General features: G+C 62.7%; 11 protein-coding genes. 5 read left to right on the top strand and 6 right to left on the bottom strand.

Annotation, left to right across the window (positions count from 1 at the left end; translation table 11 throughout):
- The first annotated feature begins 321 nt into the window (after window positions 1-321).
- Window positions 322-2268, top strand: coding sequence for a S8 family serine peptidase (locus tag JJ896_07260; GenBank protein ID MBO6779436.1), 1947 nt, complete (start codon window positions 322-324; stop codon window positions 2266-2268).
- 81 nt (window positions 2269-2349) lie between these two features.
- Here JJ896_07260 and JJ896_07255 read toward each other — a convergent pair whose 3' ends face one another.
- Together JJ896_07255 and JJ896_07250 are read right to left on the bottom strand one after the other, a co-directional pair.
- The gene (locus tag JJ896_07255) at window positions 2350-4476 is read right to left on the bottom strand and encodes a T9SS type A sorting domain-containing protein (protein ID MBO6779435.1); all 2127 of its coding nucleotides are present in this window, start codon (window positions 4474-4476) and stop codon (window positions 2350-2352) included.
- A gap of 184 nt (window positions 4477-4660) precedes the next feature.
- Window positions 4661-5179: a fasciclin domain-containing protein gene (locus JJ896_07250; GenBank protein ID MBO6779434.1), complete on the bottom strand. Its 519-nt coding sequence runs from the start codon at window positions 5177-5179 to the stop codon at window positions 4661-4663.
- A gap of 151 nt (window positions 5180-5330) precedes the next feature.
- Here JJ896_07250 and JJ896_07245 point away from each other — a divergent pair, with 151 nt between their 5' ends.
- Complete coding sequence (locus JJ896_07245; GenBank protein MBO6779433.1) at window positions 5331-6002, top strand: DUF2461 domain-containing protein; 672 nt, start codon at window positions 5331-5333, stop codon at window positions 6000-6002.
- A 72-nt stretch (window positions 6003-6074) separates the two neighbouring features.
- Entirely contained in the window at window positions 6075-6545 is a 471-nt protein-coding gene (locus JJ896_07240; GenBank protein MBO6779432.1) for a hypothetical protein, read from the top strand.
- Between the two features lie 20 nt (window positions 6546-6565).
- Here JJ896_07240 and JJ896_07235 read toward each other — a convergent pair whose 3' ends face one another.
- Window positions 6566-7258 carry a hypothetical protein gene (locus JJ896_07235; GenBank protein MBO6779431.1) on the bottom strand — a complete coding sequence of 231 codons (693 nt, stop codon included), beginning with the start codon at window positions 7256-7258 and terminating at the stop codon, window positions 6566-6568.
- A 322-nt stretch (window positions 7259-7580) separates the two neighbouring features.
- Between JJ896_07235 and JJ896_07230 the strand changes: the two genes are divergently transcribed.
- Both JJ896_07230 and JJ896_07225 read left to right on the top strand, forming a co-directional pair.
- On the top strand, window positions 7581-9404 hold the full coding sequence (locus tag JJ896_07230; GenBank protein MBO6779430.1) for a class I tRNA ligase family protein: 1824 nt from the start codon (window positions 7581-7583) through the stop codon (window positions 9402-9404).
- 117 nt (window positions 9405-9521) lie between these two features.
- Window positions 9522-13610, top strand: a complete 4089-nt coding sequence (locus JJ896_07225; protein ID MBO6779429.1) for a response regulator — start codon at window positions 9522-9524, stop codon at window positions 13608-13610.
- Here the strand turns inward: JJ896_07225 and JJ896_07220 are convergent.
- The 3 genes from JJ896_07220 to JJ896_07210 are packed head-to-tail and all read right to left on the bottom strand — an operon-like array spanning window position 13607 to window position 19263.
- Window positions 13607-14947 (bottom strand): hypothetical protein, encoded by a 1341-nt coding sequence (locus JJ896_07220; GenBank protein MBO6779428.1) that lies wholly within the window; start codon window positions 14945-14947, stop codon window positions 13607-13609. The two genes, JJ896_07225 and JJ896_07220, sit on opposite strands and share 4 nt — an antisense overlap.
- 23 nt (window positions 14948-14970) lie before the next feature.
- On the bottom strand, window positions 14971-16530 hold the full coding sequence (locus JJ896_07215) for a sugar porter family MFS transporter (protein ID MBO6779427.1): 1560 nt from the start codon (window positions 16528-16530) through the stop codon (window positions 14971-14973).
- 36 nt (window positions 16531-16566) lie between these two features.
- Window positions 16567-19263 carry a cellobiose phosphorylase gene (locus tag JJ896_07210; protein ID MBO6779426.1) on the bottom strand — a complete coding sequence of 899 codons (2697 nt, stop codon included), beginning with the start codon at window positions 19261-19263 and terminating at the stop codon, window positions 16567-16569.
- Window positions 19264-19337 lie beyond the last annotated feature (74 nt).

The raw sequence follows: 19337 nt of genomic DNA, 5'->3' as shown, positions 1-19337 counted from the left end.
CGGCGGGAGCCGTAAGTGTAATCGGGGGCCGCGATTCCACATCCGCACCATTACGCCCGACCGCAACCCCGCCACGGGGGCCCGGCCGTCCCGGCCGACCAAGGGCCGTCCCCGCGCCAACCGACGCGCCCACAACCGCGCCAACCGCAGCCCCCCGCAGCCCCCCTCGCACCCCCAACAGCCGCCGCGCCGCCCCGAACAACCCCGCCACCCAAAAGCGCCAACTTTCTCTGCTTCGGGCTTAAGTCCGCACGCCAACTGCCGATACGGGGACCGTGGGGATGCTTGTCCCTGCGCCACACTCTCAATCCTCCCTACTCCATGTATCGCAGATTTTTCCTGTTTCTCGGCTTCGCAGTCCTGGCTGGCGGCTGCTCCGAAAGCTTTACCGGCAGCGCCGTCGAGGAGCGCCCAGAGACGCCGCGTGAAGTCCAGGAACTGGACCCTGACAAGTTCAGGCACGCTCACCTCCTTGAAAAAGCCCGCGGAGAGACCGCAGGCAAGGACGGCGAGGAGCTCAACCTCATCTTCGCGATCAATGCGCAGGAGCTGGTGGAGCGCTACGGAATTGTCGAGCGGTTCCGCGTGGTGGAGCGGTACCGGCTGCTCGAACGCTTCGAGATCCTTGAGCGGTTCGAATACGAAGAAGTCTTCGACGGGTACGCGGTCACCGCAAGGCTGAAGAATGGACAGAGCGACTTTATCGAGCTGCTCCGGACCATGGCGGACGACCCGGAAATCTCCTGGTTCGAGCCGGACTTCGGCATGAAGTTTCCCGTCAGCAGTGGCAGCTCGACGGCAACCTCGCAGCATCTGCCATGGAGTGTGGCCATGGTAGGCGGGGCAACCAGCTCCACCCAGTCCGGCAACGGATCGGGCTCCGTTCCGGTCGATGTGTTCGTGCTCGACACAGGCGTCGCGAAAGCCAACAGTTCGGATCCGGATGACGACCTGGCACTTGTCGAGTCGATCGATTTCCGTCCGGGAATGGACGACCCGGCCGACTATGATGGTCACGGCACCCACATCGCCGGGATCATCGGTGCTATCGACGATTCCGACGGCCTGGTGGGCATCGCCCCGGGTTCGCGGATTCACAATCTCAAGGTCCTCAATGATGAGGGCACTACCGACGTCTCCGTCGTGGTCGCTGCAGTCGAGGAGATTGCCAAACGCAAAGCCGCCCAGCCGAACACGCCGATGGTTGTGAACATGTCGCTGGGGGAGGTCGTCGGCACCACCGAGGACACCGCACTCGACATTGCCATCGATCGCGCCGCCAAGTTGGGAGTCATCTTCGTGGTGGCCGCCGGAAACCAGGGCGTGGATGCCTCCAAGGTCACCCCCGCCAAGGCCAAGTCGGCCATTACAGTCGGCTCGCACGATATGCTGGGCGCGTTCTCGTGGTTCTCCAACCACGGCAAAGTCATCGATATCCTGGCCCCGGGTGACGAGGTGGTCTCCCTTTCGCCGATTGCCCACCAGACCGCGACACTTACCGGGACCTCGATGTCGGCCGCTCACGTGACCGGAGCAGTCGCCCTGTATCTCCATGATCACCCGCAGGCGTCATCGAAAGAGGTTCTCCGGTGGCTGCACAGCAAGTCCGGACGCATCCACGTCGGTGTTCCAAAGGGGACCCTCAACAATTCGCTCTGGGTCGGCGAAGGCCCTGCCCCCGGCGCACAAACGATCGCAGGCACGGATCTGGGCACGCGGGCAGCTCAAACCCATACGATCTCCGTACGCATCTCAGACAAGAACGATGACGCCGAGGAGCGCGTCTCCAACGGGGACATGTACCGTAGCAGCTCCGACCTCGAGCTGTCATTCGACGGCAGCAAGGACCAGATTGTGGGAATCCGCTTCCGCGGACTGGACATCCCGAAGGGCGCCACGATCACCGAGGCCTACGTGCAGTTCACGGTGGACGAGAAGAACAGCGGAGACAACCATCTCCGACTGGCCGGCGAAAACACGGACGATGCGTCCTCCTACGGATCCTCTGACTACGACATCAGCAATCGAGCACAGACCGCATCCCACGTCACATGGAGCTTCCCGGCCTGGACGAGTGTCGGCGCAGCAGGCATGGACCAGCGCACGCCAAACATCGCAGCCGTCGTGCAGGAGATCGTGAACCGCTCCGGCTGGAATGCCGGGAACGACATGGCGTTCATGATCAGTGGCAAAGGCGAACGGACCGCCGAGTCCTACAACGGAAGCAGCTCCAAGGCACCCCTGCTGGTGGTCACTTACTCCAACTGATTCTCGCCCGGAAGCTTACAAAAACGCCCCGCTCGGACAGGTCCGAGCGGGGCGTTTCTGCATGTGCGCACGCCGGAGGGGTCAGTAAAGCACCGCCTTGAGCGAGCGTGTACCATGGGGTGTTGACAACACCACCATGTACACGCCCGCGGCAAGGCGCCGCCCATCGTCGCCCGAGCCGTCCCACTGCAGCGTATGGCGCCCCCCCGAGCGGCGCAGTGGAAGTTGGCGCACGGCCCGGCCCAGCACGTCGAATACGGTCAGCGAGACCGCATCGCCCGCCAAGGACGCCGGGATGGAGACCTCGATGTTCGTCACCGAGGAAAAGGGATTCGGGTATACCTGGAGCAGGCTGTCCGCCTGCGGCAATTCCGGATCGTCGTCGACATTCGTAGCCGCCGACTCGTCCACACAGCTCGTGCAGGCACGTGTGGTATCGCTCGGCTCCAGCGCCAGGAAGGCGCTGTACTGGCTCAACACCCGATGCTCCAGGGACAGATTCAGGATCTCATTGATCAGCGGATTGCTTTCCGGCAAACGCTCCAGCTCCCTGATGTAGTTGCCCACCCACGCCTTCTCGGAGCTGCTGTCCGCCTGAACCACAGCGTCTGCCGCCACATCACGGGTGACAGAAAACGCGTCCTGCCGGTTGATCCCGGAGAAGGTGATCGAAAAGGGTGGTGCGCCCACGTACTTGCCTATCTGTACGATGGGCTCGCTGGCAGAATGCAGACCGTCGGAGGACAGGGACGTGGTGCGGCCGTAGGTAAATCCCGACGATAGACTGGTGTAGAGATCCACCGCCGTCAGCGTGCGACCGTTGGCCCTGATCGCCTGCGGCAGGACTGCGGTCAGACTCGATCCGTCACTCAGGGTTACATAGGACCCGCCAGTCGCACGGGAGAGATTCGTGTACAGATAGCCGTTTCCGCGATACCAGACACCGTTGATGCGAAACTGGTCCACGCTGCGGTCCTGGTAGTCGATGACCTGCACGTTGCCGCCAAAGGAATTGGCGCCCAGGTCACGAAGCAGCTGGTTGGCCACCTGGTTGGTGCCAAACTGATCGGAAGCCGAGATGAGGAGCACGGTGCCTTCATTTCCCTGCCGCTGGATGAACTCGAAGCCCCGCTTGAGCAATGCCGGAAGGCTGCTGTAGGTGGCCGGGACGCCGATCTCGTCGAACGCGTCATCGATGGTGGCATCGTCCGCGGGAAGCCACCCCGCCGCGTACTGCTTGACATCCAGCTGCGACACGAACAGGTTGAAGAAGTCGGTATGACTCAGCGTGGCCTTCAGCGAGGCCCGCACCTGCTGCATCAATTGGGCGCGGTCAATCGACGCATTGCCGGCATCGTTGTCGATCAGGACCGCGACCTTGCGTGAGGTGGTCGCACCCAGCACGCTGGAAGGCTGAAGAATCAGCTGGTAGTAGTTGTTCTCCTTCCCCTGGTAGGAGCTGAGATAGAGGCCGTCGTCAAACGGAATGGGCACAGTCAGGTTGAGCCGTGCTCGGTGCGGAAGCGCGGTCAGGTTCAGGGTCTGACGGTAATGGAATCCCAGCCGCGGATCATTCTTCAGTTCAAATCCCGGGCCTGCGCCTTCCAGGATGCCGGGCGATGCGGTCTCGTCATAACTCCAGGCCAGGACATCGAGATTCTTGACCGGATGCCTCGAGTCCTCCAGTAACTCCAGTGGAAGGGGGACCGATGCCTGGGTATCGACGACATCGATGGGCACCAGATACGTCAGCTTGACCTTTCTGGTGTCGTTGAGAAGGAGGGGGTACACCCTCAGTTCGTAGTTGTCCGGTCCTCGTTTGTACAGGATGGAGGGGTCCCGCCTTCGGTTGACAATGCCCTCGTAGATGGAGGCGGCGGTCCACTGATCGATGATCAGCGCCTGCATGATGTCGTCACCTACCCACAACCAGGAGTCGGTCACGATCGAGCCTTCGGGCAGGCTGAACTTGTACTCGACTTCGAGTTGGGTGTTGGCGGGCAGCCCGGATGAGCGGGCGGAGAATGTGAGGTAGAGACCGACCTCCATGTAGGCGCCTCGTGGTCTCATGGAGACCAGCGCCTCTTCAATAGTGCCCTGGTAATTTTGCCAGGCGCGGGTAGGATTCAGAACCCGCAGGGTGGGGTCGGCTTGGAGTGGAAGGGTTACAAGGAAGCAGAAGCAAAGTGCAATGAGACGGGAGCTCATGTCGGGTTGGCCGTAATTGTATGTGGGATACAATCGGGGGGGCCATCTGTGGTACACCGGCTGGAAGCGCTTCGCCCAAGCGTGCGCCAGTGGTTCAGGACCACACCGTTCCGCAGAGACACAAAAAACCCCGCCTGGAAGTTTTCCAGGCGGGGTCGGGGCATTCAGGAATGCCCTAAAGAAACTAGTTGCTCGGCGGGAGCAGCACGGCATCGATCACGTGGATGATCCCGTTGGAGGCCTCGATGTCTGTCTGGATCACCGTGGCGTTGTTGACCTTGACCACGCCGTCAACGACCGTGATATCTACTGTCGCACCCTGCACAGTCGGCGCCGAGGTGAGATTCACGACGTCCGATGCGGGCACGCGACCGGAGACTACGTGGTAGGTGAGCACCGAGGCGAGCTGGTCGCGATTTTCGGGCTCCAGCAAGCTGCTCACCGTGCCGTCCGGAAGGGCGTCAAACGCGGCGTCCGTCGGGGCGAATACGGTGAACGGTCCCGGACCGTTGAGCGTCGCTACGAGGTCGGCAGCCTGCACGGCCGTCACCAGCGTGTTGAAGTCATCGGCATCGATTGCCGTTTCGACGATGGTCTTGGCCGTGACCTCCACGGTCGTGTCGTCGCTTGAGTTGCTGTCGCAGCCCATGAGCGGAAGCGCAAAAACTGCCGCGAAGAGAGAGAACTTGGAAAAGAATCGCATGACTGATCGAAAATGTTTGATGTGGCGTGCACTGGTGCACGACCGTACAATATTGTTGCAACAAGTAAATACCCGGCCCTGCACGACACGCGGCATGTGGCGGGGATTATCGGCACGCCGTTCGTCGTGAACAGACCCTATCGCCCCTCCAATGGCCCATTTTGACCCCGCTACGCTGCACTTCCTCCAGGATCTGACCCGGAACAACGACCGGGAGTGGTTCAATAGTCACAAGGACCGGTACACGCGCGCCCACGACGACGCAAAAGGATTTCTGGCCGCGCTGCACGCGGCGATGAATCAGGTCGACGACATCCAGGGCACCAAACTGTGGCGCATCTATCGGGACGTCCGGTTTTCGAAGGACAAAACGCCCTACAACCCCCGATTCGGTATGTCATTGTCCAGGCGCAAACCGGACCTGCGCGGAGGATACTTTCTCAACATTCGACCGGACGGAGCGGACATTGCCGCGGGCTTCTGGGGACCGAATAAAGGCGACCTGGCGCGCATTCGCGCACACATCGATACCGACGGAGCCCGGTTTCGCGCGGCGGCGGGTAATCCACAGACGGTGGAGGTCTTCGGTCCCATGTGGGGGGACTCACTCAAGTCTGCGCCTCGAGGCTACCCCAAAGATCACCCCAGCATCGATCTGCTACGCTACAAACAGTTTCTGTTCGATCGGAAGTTCACTGCTGCAGAGGTCACGGGCGAAGATTTTCACCGCCTGGTCGTCATGACGTGGCTCTCGGCCCGGCCATTTTTTGACTACATGAGTGAGATCCTGACCCAGGATACCGATGGGCGTCCGGTAACCTGAGGCAGACCGGTGCTGCGTTGGCACGCGGATTGTCGGGGACTACCACGTCCTCGATATCCCCTATTCCAGCAAATGAATCCGGAAGCCTCTTCCAGCGACTCCTCCAAGTTCGTCCATCCCCTGCAGTCCGTCCTGGATGCCATGGGGCATGATCCTGCCATGCGCGGGCAGCGCCGCAGGATTCAGGAGTACATCGAAAAGAGCGCCGCAGTCATGCACACCGCGGAGCCCGATCGCGAAGACCTGAAGGAAGTCAGGGCGGAGCAGATCCGAAAAGAGGTTCGATCAAAAGTGGAGAAGCGCTACCTCTCTTCCCCGCTCATGGAACGGGACCAGGACTGGCTTCAGCACGCAACCGAGCTTCTGCGCGTGCTGACCGACACCAGCGGCAAGCCCGGAAAGTCTATGCGCGACGAGTACTCGCACGTCATTCGGGCTCTGGTCATGGGGGCGTACGCGCGCATGGCGCCGGACACCCTGGTAGATGATCTGTCCAGAGAGCGGCTGCGGCTGGAAGAGGAACTGCGCAAGAACGAGGCGTAGCGAAGCGCGTCGCTAAACAATCAGCCGGGCACCAGACCCTCCATCCAGGCGGCTGCAATCCGGCAGGCTTCCTCAATGGCAGACTCCGGCGAGGTGCGCGTGCGCTTCAGCACCTTGAAGCCGTGATCTGCGGTGTCAAGTTTGTGCAGCGTAGCGTCCTTGGTGCGGGCAACCACCGGCTCAAGAAGTTCCAGCTTCGCCAGGCTGTCCCTGGTGCCGCTGAGGAACAGTTGCGGCAGGACCACATCGCCCAGATGCGCGGCCCGGTGATCGGATGCCCGGCCCGGCGCGTGGAGCGGGAAGTTGAAATAGACCATCCCACTGAGCGTGTTCATGGGGTCCTCCGCCCCGCCTCGTTTGGCCGCGGCCAACGACGTCATACGCCCACCGAAACTGTGTCCGCCAGCAAAAAGCGGGAGGGCCGGGTAGAGTCGGCGGGCCTCCCTGACGGCAGAGCGAACGGTGGCCAGGGAGACGGCCTCCGAGTCGCGCCCCCCTCCACGTTCGCGAAACGGAAACTGATAGCGGAAGGTGCTAATTCCCCGAGCGGCCAGTTCCTCTGAAACGGCTTGCAGGTTCTTGTGGCGCATGCCGGCGCCGGCGCCATGACCCAACACCAGGAGCGCGCGCGGCGTCTCTGCGGTCAGAAGCAGCGCGGAGACCTCGCCCTTTTCGGGTGTAGCCAGGAATCGGGACTCGACTTCGTTCACCATGGGGCCTGTTGGTTTGACACAGGATACGGGCGCGCGCGTTCTATTCAGACAGCGGCTGGAACCGCTCAAGACAGCCGAATCGATCTCCGGGAGTCGGGCACCTATAATCGCCCTCGACATGCGCCCGTAGCTTAATGGTCAAGGCCTACCGACCAGCTGGATACGGATGGCCTGCACGATCTGCGGGTATCGCACCGGCCGTCACACCTCCGGGCGCGACCCTCAGGCCCCGGCAGGCCTGGCTCCGCATTCGGCCCCGGATGGCTGAAGAGTGCCGGACTGTTAAACCGGAGGAGCGGGTTCAATTCCCGTCGGGCGTACTATGACTGAAGGCACCTGGCAGCTGAACTTCGATTCGGCGCCCTTCTGCAACGGGTCACTGCATCTGGGGCATGTGCGATGCTACGTGCAGGGCGACGTCAGCGCACGATGGCTGCGTGCGTCCGGGCTCACAGTCAGATACGCGACCGCCTACGATGCATTCGGGCTTCCGCATGAGGCCGGGGCCGACGCGGCCGGAGTCCCTACCCACCGGTATGTGGCAGACCAGATTGACCGCATCGCAGGGCAACTGAAGCGACTTGGCCTGTCCTACGACCGCACCGATCATCCCCGCACCTGTGATCCCCGGTACTATCGCTGGACGCAGTGGCTCTTCCTTGCACTTTGGAAAGCCGGTCTGGTGTACAGGGCGCAGCGGGACATGCCCTACTGCCACGGTTGCCGCGAATTCCTGGCGGCCACACAGATCGAGCAGGGTCGGTGCTGGCGATGCGGGGCGAGGGCGGGTATCCAGGAGTCCCGGCAGTGGTTCATTCGCACTACCCAGTACGCCACGGAACTCTGGAACGGAATCGACTCGCTGACCGGGTGGAGTCCACGCGCGCGGACCATGATGCGCAGTTTTCTGGCCCGAAAGCAGGGTCGGCTCTGCCTGCTGGAGGTTCCCTTCGAGGGGACCACCCATACCGTGCGTCTCTTCGCAGAGCAGGGCGTGCAGGCCGCTTCGATCGGCCTCTGGGCCGGTCATCCCCTGATCAGGGCTCTGGGTACACCGCAGGCAGCGACCACCCGATCCCGCCGAGGGCAGGGCGGATTCAATACAGACCCCGTGGCCCTGCTCCACCTCGGCCACCAGAAACTGGTGGTCTTTCCGATGGCCGCGCACGACTTGCCCGCAGACGTCGATGCGCGCTTTCTGTCCCAGTCCGGGGACCCGTCGGAACTACCGACGCTCCATGGATCCGAGTCCGGAGGTCATGCGACCACGGTGTTCGGCGTCGGTGACTGGCTTGTGAGCCGATCGCGTGAGTGGGCAACGCCCCTGCCTGCGGTGGAATGTCCCCGGTGCGGCGTGCAGCCCGTGCCTGAGGAGGCGCTGCCGGTCAGACTTCCGTGCCACGGCGGTGACGGTGGTTCGGTATGCGGGCGATGCGGTGGCAAGGCGCCGACCGTGCCCGACAAACTCGACTGCTTTCTGGACGACACGTGGTGTTTCCATGCTGCGCATCCGCGTTGGTCGCCCGACATCAATCCCTTCACCCTGTGGAGCAGCGACCCGGCGCAGGAGGTGTTTTTCCACTCGGGCTTCGACTCGTTCGTGTACGTATACCTCTACCGGTTCCTTGGGCATGCCCTTCGAGACATGGGTTTGCTCGAGCATCCGGAAATCCTGACGCGGTTTGAGGGCCACGACGTGGTGAAATCAGGGGGACGCAAAATGGCGAAGCGGCATGGCAACGCTGCCGACCTGGACCGTTTGCTCGACGAACACGGCGCAGACGTCGTGCGACTTGCGGTGCTCGCCGGCGCAAACCCGGACAAGCCGCTGGAGTGGTCTGAGGACGCGCTCCATCGAGCGCACAGACTGGTCCGAGAGGCCGAGCGGCTTTTCGCGGCCCGACCCGACCCGGAAGGGCCAACCCTGCCCTCCGTCTCCGCCAGGCTTGCCGAAATGGACCGGTTCATGGGCACCTACCGATTCGCCACCGCCCTGCAAAGCCTCTACCTGGCGACCCGCGACTGGAATCGGCGCGGGGGAACGCCGAACGAACACCGCCTGCTGTGCGCGGCCTGGCAGTTGTTCCTCCGCGGGCAAGGTCTTCTTGCCGCGAAGGCTCATTCTTCCGCACCGGCCCTCGCCTGATCAGGGGAGCGGGTCAACGGACGAGGAAACCGGACCGGGCACGGGGTTTGCCCCAGAGCGGACATCATCTGACGCGCCGTTCCCCCCCGTTCCCGCGTGCTCCACTTCGATTCTGCATTGTCCTCCCCGGGCCTTCGCATCCGCCTCAACGGTTTGCGTGGCGCGATGTCCGTGGTCTTGCTGCTGCTGGGACTGCACACCCAGGCCAACGCGCAGACCGCAGTATTTGAGCAATTTCCCGGCACCCCCGTAGCGAACTCGCACGTTACCGCCGTGCTGCAGGACCACCTGGGGTACCTCTGGATCGGCACGCAGGGTGAGGGGCTCTTTCGCTACGATGGCTACACGTTTCACCAGTATGCGCCGGATTCCAAGTCACGCTCGTCGCTGGCTTCCAGCCATGTGACCAGTCTCTATGAGGACCGGCAAGGAACGCTCTGGGTGACTTCGTGGGCCGGTCTGAGCCGATTCGACCGCACACTCGACGGATTCACCAGCTGGCCGGTCTCTCCTACCGGCGCCTGGACCATGGCGGTCTCGGAGACGCCTGCCGGGGACCTGCTCGTAGGCACACTGGAGGGATTGTTTCAGCTCAGCCGCGGAAAGGATGGACTCGAGCCGGTTGATGGTCCGCTCGGCACGGAGGTGGGTGACGCTCGGGTTCACGCGTTCTTGCGCACAGCGGACGGAAGCGTGTGGCTGGCAACCGATCGCGGCATTTTCATCAAGGACTTCTCGGGCCAGGTCACTCGCCTCCGGCACGATCCAGCTTCGGCGGACGGGCTGCCCAACGACGACATTGTCGACCTTGCCCAAACACGCGACGGGGCAGTTTGGGCCGCAACCCGCGTCGCGGGCCTGGCCCGCATCGAATCGGGCAAAGTGACGACCTTCCGGCACGATCCAGCCAACCCGCACTCGCTCGCTCTGGACCGCCTCCTAACGGTAGCCGCCGATGACCGCGGTCGACTTTGGATTGGTACGGAGAATGGCGGCCTGGATCGCTTCGACCCCGCGAGCGGGGTGTTCACGCACGCGAGAACGGACGCGGATGATCCCAACAGCATCGCCCATCCGTCCGTCTGGGCCCTGCACCTGGACCGGGTCGGTGATCTGTGGGTGGGCACCTTTGCAGGCGGACTCAACGTGCTTCGCGCCACACCGCCGGCGGTTGAGTTGTATCGAAGCCGTCCCGGGGACCCCAGATCCCTGCGGTCGAACGCGACCAAGGCATTGGTGGAGTCGCGAGTCGGAGACCTCTGGGTGGCAACCGACGGTGGCGGATTCTATCGACAGCAACGCGGCACCCGCACTTTCGAGCATTTCGACTCGGGCAACACACGCCTTCAAAGCGACGCCGTGCTTGCCTTGTTTGAGGATCTCGACGGCCTGATATGGGTCGGCACATGGGGCGGCGGCATGGGCGCGTTCGACCCGGAACGCAGACGGTTCGTTCGCTACTACACGCAGACAGAAGGCCTTCCCTCCCCGAACATTTTCGGTATCTCACAGGATGCCACCGGCGCCATCTGGGCCCTCGCCTTCGGGGGTGGCCTTGTCCGGCTCGACACCGCCACAGGAGCCATGAGTGTCTGGTCGGGCCCGGACCTGGGCCTGGCCGACAATTACAACCTCATCCTCGCCACGACTCCGCAGGGAGAACTGGTCATTGGATCTCAGGATGACGGCATCAGCGTGTTCGATCCGGTCCGCGAGTCGTTTCAGGTGTACAAGCAGCTGCGCGGAGACCGCCGGGGACTGAGTGACAACACCGTGCTCTCCGTGTTGGCCCCGAATCCGGAATCCCTGTGGATAGGAACGGATCTCGGGTTGAACGTCGTCGAGCGCACAACAGGGAGAGTGCGCATCCTGACTAGCGCGGACGGGTTGCCGAGCAACCACATCGTGGGCGTGGAACTGGATCCTCATGGGGTTCCCTGGATTGCCACCAATCGCGGTCTCTGCCGGTTTGACATGGCCCGGCGCTCGTGCAGCTTGCTCACGGTCGAGGACGGCCTTCAGGAAAACGGATTCACACGAGGGGTACACGGGCGGACCAGTGACGGTCGGCTGCTGTTCGGCGGATCGAATGGATTCAACGTCATCCACCCGAGTCGCGTCGGCCTGAACAAGACGGCACCAAGGGTCGCGCTCACCGGATTCCAGCTGTTCAACCGGGAAGTGGATCCGAAGGACCCCGACTCCCCCCTGCAGGCGCACATCAGCGTCGCGCCCAGCCTCACGCTCAGGTACGACCAGAACGTACTCACCTTCGAATATGCTGCTCTGGACTTCACCAACCCGGCCAAGAACCAGTATTCCTATCGACTCGTCGGATTCGACCCGGACTGGCATGATGTAGGGACCCGGCGCCGCGCCACGTACAGCAATCTCGACCCCGGGACCTATGAACTACTTGTTCGCGGTTCCAATTCCGATGGGGTCTGGAGCACCGAGCCCGCTTCGCTGAACATCACCGTCCTGCCCCCCTTCTGGAAGACCATCTGGTTCAGATCGCTGATGGCTCTGGTCGCCGTCGCACTCATGGCCGGCTTGCTGGTAGGCGCTCACCGCATCGGCCAGGTAGGCACGATACGCCGGAAGCTGCGCGTCGAGGCGGAGCTGCGTGCCAAGGCCCAGGCGGCCAACGTGGCCAAGGACCAGTTCCTGGCCAACATGAGTCACGAGATCCGGACGCCCATGAACGGGGTCATGGGCATGATCGAACTCACGCTGGATTCGCCGCTGACCTCCGCGCAGCGCGAGTATCTGGACATGGCGGCCACCTCGGCCAGGTCATTGTTGTCGATCATCAACGACATACTGGACTTCTCCAAAATCGAGGCCGGTATGATGGGCATGGAGGCCATCGCCTTCGATATCCGGAAGCGGCTCGGCTCCACCGTGAAGTCTTTGGCCTTCCGCGCGCAGTCAAAAGGACTGAATCTGGCGCTCGACATTGACCCTGCGGTGCCCCGCCTGCTTCACGGCGATCCGACGCGGCTGGCGCAGGTCATCGTCAATCTGGTGGGCAATGCCATCAAGTTTACCGAGACCGGGGAAATCGTGGTCTCCGTCGCTCCCACAGAACGCTCCTCTGCAGAGTCGATTGAGCTGCAGTTCTCCGTGCGCGACACCGGAATCGGAATTCCGGAGGCCCAACAATCAAAAGTATTCGAAGCATTCGTGCAGGCGGACATGTCCACGACCCGGCACTACGGCGGGACGGGGCTCGGTCTGGTGATTTGTGGCAGGCTGGTCGAGCTCATGAAGGGCCGCATCTGGCTGGAGAGCAAGCCAGGGGAAGGAAGCACCTTCTCCTTCACGGCTCAGTTCGAGCCTTCGAAGGACGTGGTGCCTAGCCTGGCCCTGGCGCAGGACACGCCGCTCGAGGGGTTGAACGTGCTTGTTGTGGACGACAACGACACCAACCGCTTTATCCTGGAGCGAATGCTCTGCAACTGGCGCATGACGCCCACGCTGGTAGCAAGCGGAGAGGATGCCCTCAGGCACATGGAGGGACCGGACGGCAAGCCGGCATTCTCACTAGTGCTGCTGGACTACCAGATGCCCAACATGGATGGCCTGGAGGTTGCCCGAAACATCCGGCAGCGCTGGGGGGCGGACGAGGTAGCGCTGGTCATGTTGACCTCTCTGACTGAATTGCACCTGACCGAGCAAATCAGCGCTCTGGATGTCGCTGTGCATGTGCTCAAGCCGTTCACCCAGTCTGAGGTTCTGGACGGCATCCTGGCAGTCACCCAGGGTGAAGTTGCCGGGATCCCTGCGGACTCCGCGTCGCTTGATGGACGCCGCGTGCGCATCCTTCTCGCCGAAGACAACGCGGTAAACCGTACGCTGGCCATTCGCATTCTGGAGAATGCGGGGCACGAAGTGACTATTGCAGAGAACGGCGAACTGGCTGTCGAGGCATTTCGCTCAGGCACATTCGACATCGTGCTGATGGACATGCAAATGCCGGTGATGGACGGTTTCGAAGCCACCCGTCTGATTCGCCAGGCCGAGTCCACCAGCGGAAGCCGCACTCCCATCGTCGCACTCACCGCGCGTGCGCTCGACGGCGATGAACAGCGGTGCCTGGAGGCAGGCATGGACGCCTACATCTGTAAACCGATTCGCGCCGCCGAACTGGCTCAAACAATTCGTCGCCTGGCCGGCGGAGCCGCCGACCGCGCTACGGCCTAGCGCACGAAAAACGGGATGTTGGCGTGGGCGGCGTTTCCGGCACCGTCGTAGACATAGACGAACAATCTGTACGCGCCTGACTGGCTGGGAGCGGTACCCGAGACGGAAGGCGAATCCGGGTTGTCCACCAGGCCCGACAGCGTCTCCGGAACAGACTCCTGGTCACCACCGGTCGAGGTCTCCGTGGTCTCTCGCATGATCTCCCAGCGGTACATGAGGTCGTCTCCATCCGGGTCGGCGGCATCCGTGGTGGCCGTGAACCGCTCTCCGGCTCCGAGATAGATGCCCTCGTAGGCCGTCATCCCGTTGATGGAAGCGGTTGAAAGCCTCGGGGACCGGTTTTCCGGCCACTCATCCGTCCAGATGTATTCCATGACATCCACGGACTCGGTGGCCTCTCCGGTCGGCATGAACATGCCGTACCAGGTTGGAGTGCGTTCCTGCTTCTGTCCCCACAGGAATACAAACGAGCCGAGTCCGAGCGTGGTATCCGGGGCGATGGCCTCCTGGTAGCGCTGAAGATAGAAGTCTGCCTTGACCGACGACGTGTTCTCAATCGACGCGCCCCAGGGCGTAGTGTCTATCTCCCAGTGCCCGGTAGCACCCCACTCGGTGACCAGATACGGGCGGTCGAGCCCGGTCTCTTCGATATATCGCGGCAGGTTGATGATGTCCGCGTACATCTGAATGCTGATGATGTCCAGATCCGGAGCCCGCTCGTTCAACTGCACAACCAGTTCGGGACCGATCCCGGCGAGGCTCGTGGTTGTCGGGTGATGGGGATCGATCTCGTGGATCATCTCCGAGATTTCGTTGACGGCGTTCCAGACCCTCGGGTTGGTGGCCTCCAGGTTCAGCTCGTTTCCGATGCCCCAGGCCAGCAGGGCGGGATGGTCCTTGTACTTCATGACCTCCTCCCTGACCGCTTCCAGCTGGGCAGCGACGGCCTCCTCATCGTCGTAGTCGAACCCAAAAACGCCTACGCCCTGACCTGGCCGTTCTCTGGCGATCTCCAGACCCATGAGCACCATCAGTCCGTGCTCGTGCGCTTCGTCAAGGATTTCGCCTCCCGTTCGACCCGCCTCGTCCGTTCGCCATGTCCGCATGGCGTTGGCTCCCCGGGCTGCGAGTTCAGCTATGCTTCCCTGCCCCGGGGGTTGGCGCTCCACGCCGGCGCCGTTTACAAAGAAGGGCTCTCCGTCGACGTAGAGCTGGTACGCTCCGTTTTCCTGGCGGACCTCAACGGTGGCTGGCCCCTCGGCGGGAGGGGCTTCATCTGAGGGAGCGCAGCCAACAAGCAGCGCTCCGACCAGGACATAGACAGGAAGGCGGTACATGGCAGTCATGGGATCAGGGGAGATCAGGCTTTGACAAGGATGGCTTCGAGTTCTTCGAGGGAACGGCCCTTGGTTTCCGGCAGCTTGGCCACCACGAATACCAGACCCACCACGGCAAACAGGCCATAGATGAAGAAGGTGGTAGCACTTCCGAGCGTGGCGAGCTCCCAGGGGAAAACCAGCTGCACGCCGAAACTGACGGCCGAGTTGATCAGACCGACAAAGGAGATGGCAATGCCCCGGATGCGATTGGGAAAGAGTTCGGAGAAAAGCACCCACATCACCGGTCCGAGCGAAACGGCAAACGATGCCACAAATCCCAGGACCCCGATCAGCACCAGCCAGGGATTCATCGAGATGGCGGCTTTGATGAAGGCGGACTCGTTCTGCGTCGCCTCCGCTTCACCAAGTGCGTCCTGCAGGGCCTGTTTGAAGGCCACGTCATTGTCGTAGGTCACGTCCTGCATGGGGGCGACGGCAGCCACGTTCAGTTCGGTCGGCAACGTGGCGATACTGTCTGCGGTCAGGGTGTACGTGGCGGAGCCGAACCCGAACGTGAGCACGAACATGGAGACCGTGATCCCGGACAGGCCCGCCACCAGCAGGGCCTTTCGGCCCAGCTTGTCGATGTACATGATGGCGATCACCGTGAACACCAGGTTGATCAGACCCACCAGAATCGCCTGGGCAAAGGACGCATCGGTCCCGATACCGGATTGCTCGAAGATCATCGGCGCGTAGAAGAACACCGAGTTGATGCCCGTGATCTGCTGGATGACACCGATCACGACGCCGATGGTGATCACCAGCCGCATGGCCGGGGCGAACAGCTCGCGCACCGAAGCCTTTTCCTTGTCGGCATCCTTGGCCAGGCTGGCCTGTATGTCGGCGACCTCCCGGTGGGCTTCCTCCTTGCCGACGGCGTCCTCAAGCACGCCGCGAGCCTCCAATTCACGACCCTTCAGCATCAGCCAGCGCGGGCTCTCAGGCACGAAGAACAGCCCGACGAAGTAGAGTAGAGCCGGCAACGTCTCCACGCCCAGCATCCAGCGCCAGTTGTTGGCCTCAAATGCCAGGGACTGCACCCATCCCGCATCGCTCTGCCCCAGTTGCAGGATCAGGTAGTTGCTGAAGAACGCGGCGGAGATACCGACGACGATATTCAGCTGGTTGAAGGACACCATCTGGCCTCGCACAGCCGGCGGTGCAATCTCCGCGATGTACATCGGGGCAATGATGAGCGATGCGCCCACGCCAAATCCACCGATCATGCGCGCGACGACCAGGGTCCAGAAGTTTGGCGCAAAGGCCGACGCAATGGCGGAAACCGCGAAAAGAATGGCAGCCCAGAAGAGGACCTTTCGCCGACCGAATCGGTCGCTGAGCGGCCCGGCGGTCATCATGGCCAGTGTTGCCGTCAGGGTAAGTGAGCTCACGGCCCAGCCCAACTCGATTTTGCTGAGGCTGAACTCCGTCTCAATGAACCCCACGACCCCCGAAATCACGGAGGCGTCAAAGCCCATCAGAAAACCGCCCATCGCGACTGTAAGCGCGACGCGCATGACATAGCGGTACTTGGTCATGGTATCAGGTGTGAGATGTTGGCCGGACGCACCACGTTATCGGCTTGGGCCCAGGTGAACGACGATGCGGTGTTCATCACCTGCGTCGAGTGCAAGAAGGTGTGATCGGGCGATGCGCAAGGTGCCGCCTTCAACCGCGATCGGTTCGGCGCCCAGTGCGGCCTCCGCAACACCGTAGGCATCGGCATCTAGACCTGCGGGATTGTTGACCTCCACGGTTAGGCGGCGACCTGCAAACCCGAAAGAGACGGAAACAGAGCCCCCTTCAAAGGCTTCGGCCGGGAGTCCCGGCGAAACGGTCAGGTCTCCCTTGTCGCCCCGCACGCCCATCACCCAGGTGAGCATGACGTGCAGGTACCAGGCCGCCGAGCCGGTGAGAAACGGATAGCGCCCACGCCCTGACGGATCCACGTACTCCGGGAGGCCCGGATACATGCGACTGCGCTCGAACCCGCAGGTGTGGCGATACAGATGGTTGACCAGTTCCCAGCATTCGCGGGCCATGCCATATCGGGCCAGACCAAACGCGAACATGACGGCCATGTGCGTGAACATGGCGCCGTTCTCCTTGTGGCCGTAGGCGAATCCGAACGCCCGGCCGAGATCCATGCGAACCTCGTCGAAATCGGTATTGAGCAGGTAGCCGGCCATTTCCGGCCGCCAGAGATGCTTTCGAGCGGATGCGTAGACCCGGGAGGCCTGCTCATCGGTGGCGATACCTGCCAGCAGCGGAAACACCTGACCCGTCAGCGTCATGCGGGCTTCTCCGTCAACGTGCCCCTCCACCCTGCGACCGTGGTTGTCGTAGTAGCCGTTGAACCAGCCGTCCTGCAGCCACTCCTGCTCGCGAACGCGCTCTGCAAGGGAGTCCGACAGGCGGCGCAGTGTGGCCGCGAGATCCCTGGCTGGCACGCGCATGCTTTCGCTCGGGCCGCTCAGTATGGCATCCACATAGTCGTCCAGCACCTTGCGACGAGGAGCGGGATCGGTCTGCCCCGCGCCGTCGAGCAGAAGCTGCAGGTCACTCGCCAGCTCCAGGGACGTCTGCCCGTTGGCCGCCAGCCAGTCCACGAGATCCGCCAGATCAGCGAGATTTCCGGCATACAGGGCGGTGAATGCCACGCTCTCTCCGCGCTCCCGGCCCAGATCCATGCCGTCATTCCAGTCGGCGTCTTCCAGGCGCAGGCACCCGTTCTCTCCCGCATTGTAGTACGCGGTGAGATGCTGGAGAACCAGGTGCTCCAGGATGGTGCCCCGCCAAATTTCTCCCGTTCGGCTTTTCTGCACTGTGCCGGAGCCTTCAGACCACTGGTCGTCCAGGGCGCGGGCCCGGCGAATAAAGCGATCCCGGAAATACACCTGCTTGCGCAGCAGGAAGTCCGGATCTCCGGACCGGTCCAGCAAAAGTCGCACGGTCAGCAGCGGCCATGCGCCATGATCCATCCAGACTCGTGCGATCGCATTCCGGTCGGCCAGGAATTCGCCCGGACGAGACCCGATGATGGTCGCGTTCGTGCCGTCCATGCGCACGCCCGCAAAGTGATTGTAGAGTTGCTCCTCGACGTCGTCTTCTCCCATGAGCAGGAGAGCCAGAGAATCCTGCCACAGGTCTCGCCAGCCGCGTCCGCCCCGACCGTAATCGTGATAGGGCAGAAACGAATTGCCGAAGTGACGGCGGAGAATGGGCTGGATGCCGACCCAGCGAAGCCAGCCGTCGCGCTGGCGGTCCCCGAATCGGAAAGACAGCGCATCCAACTGCTCATCCCAGAATTGCCGCGTGCGCTCCAGTACATCCGAATCCGGTCCGTACTTCCCGAGGATCTGCTCGGCAGCAGGTGCTTCGGGACGAATCCCCATGACCAGTGACCAGCGGCGCGTTTCTCCTGGCCTGAGGGAGCAGGTGGCAAACTCCAGAGCTGCAATAGCCTCCTCGCCGTCGACGTCACCGACTCGGCCCGCGTGCTCGGGCGCCACTACGGCGGCGGGCCAATCGAGGTCTCCCGCCTCGCCCGTGAAGGCAGGTAGGCAGGATCGGATTGCAGCAGGAGCGGCACCTTCCTCACCCGCTCCGTACACGAAATAGGCTACATCACCGCGCTTGTGACCCCGCTCGTCGAAGATCATCCGTGGCCGAACGACCACGCCGTGTTTGACGGTCTCTGCGTGATTCAGCAGGGCCGTGACGTGGCGGTGGTCTCGTACGGAATCGGCCGATCGGCCGTAGATAGGCATGGCGGGCACCAGATCGAACGACGCCTCCTGGTCACCGGCGTTTTGCACGGAGATGTGCAGCACTTCCGCATCGCCCTCCGGAGGCACGAGGCTGGTCAACTCCACCTTCAGCCCGCTCGCTGCGTGGATGCGGGTGACCGAGTGCCAGAGCGGTCCTGCGGTGACCGTGGCGGACTCGTCCCGGTCAAAGCGTGCGGCGCGTTGCGCAGCGGAGCCCCCATCGGCCGCCCAGGCTTCGTGGCCATGAATGCGCAGCCATACGGCGCGGCGCCAGCGGGCTTCATGCAGGTCCTCCACCGACGATGGCACCGAAAGGAAGTGCTCGTGGCTCAGCGCGTGATCACCGGCCATTCCCGGAGACACGGCCGCAAACGGCCCACCCTCTCCCACTAGCGGGAAATACAGGTAGCGCGTGCGGTCGGCGTCCGGCAGGCGGAAGGTGCCGCGATCGTCAAGAATCTCCCAGGACGCCATCGTTGGCGCTTCAACGGGTGCACTCATAGGGCGAAGGCTGGTGGGCGTGGGCGTCGGGGTGAAAGAATCGAACCCCTTGCGTACCTTCTTGAAAAGGTTTT

The organism is Rhodothermales bacterium, from assembly GCA_017643395.1.
Taxonomy (GTDB): domain Bacteria; phylum Bacteroidota; class Rhodothermia; order Rhodothermales; family UBA10348; genus JABDJZ01.
Note: the sequence above shows the minus strand (reverse complement) of the source record. Positions and strands in the feature narration are given on the sequence as shown.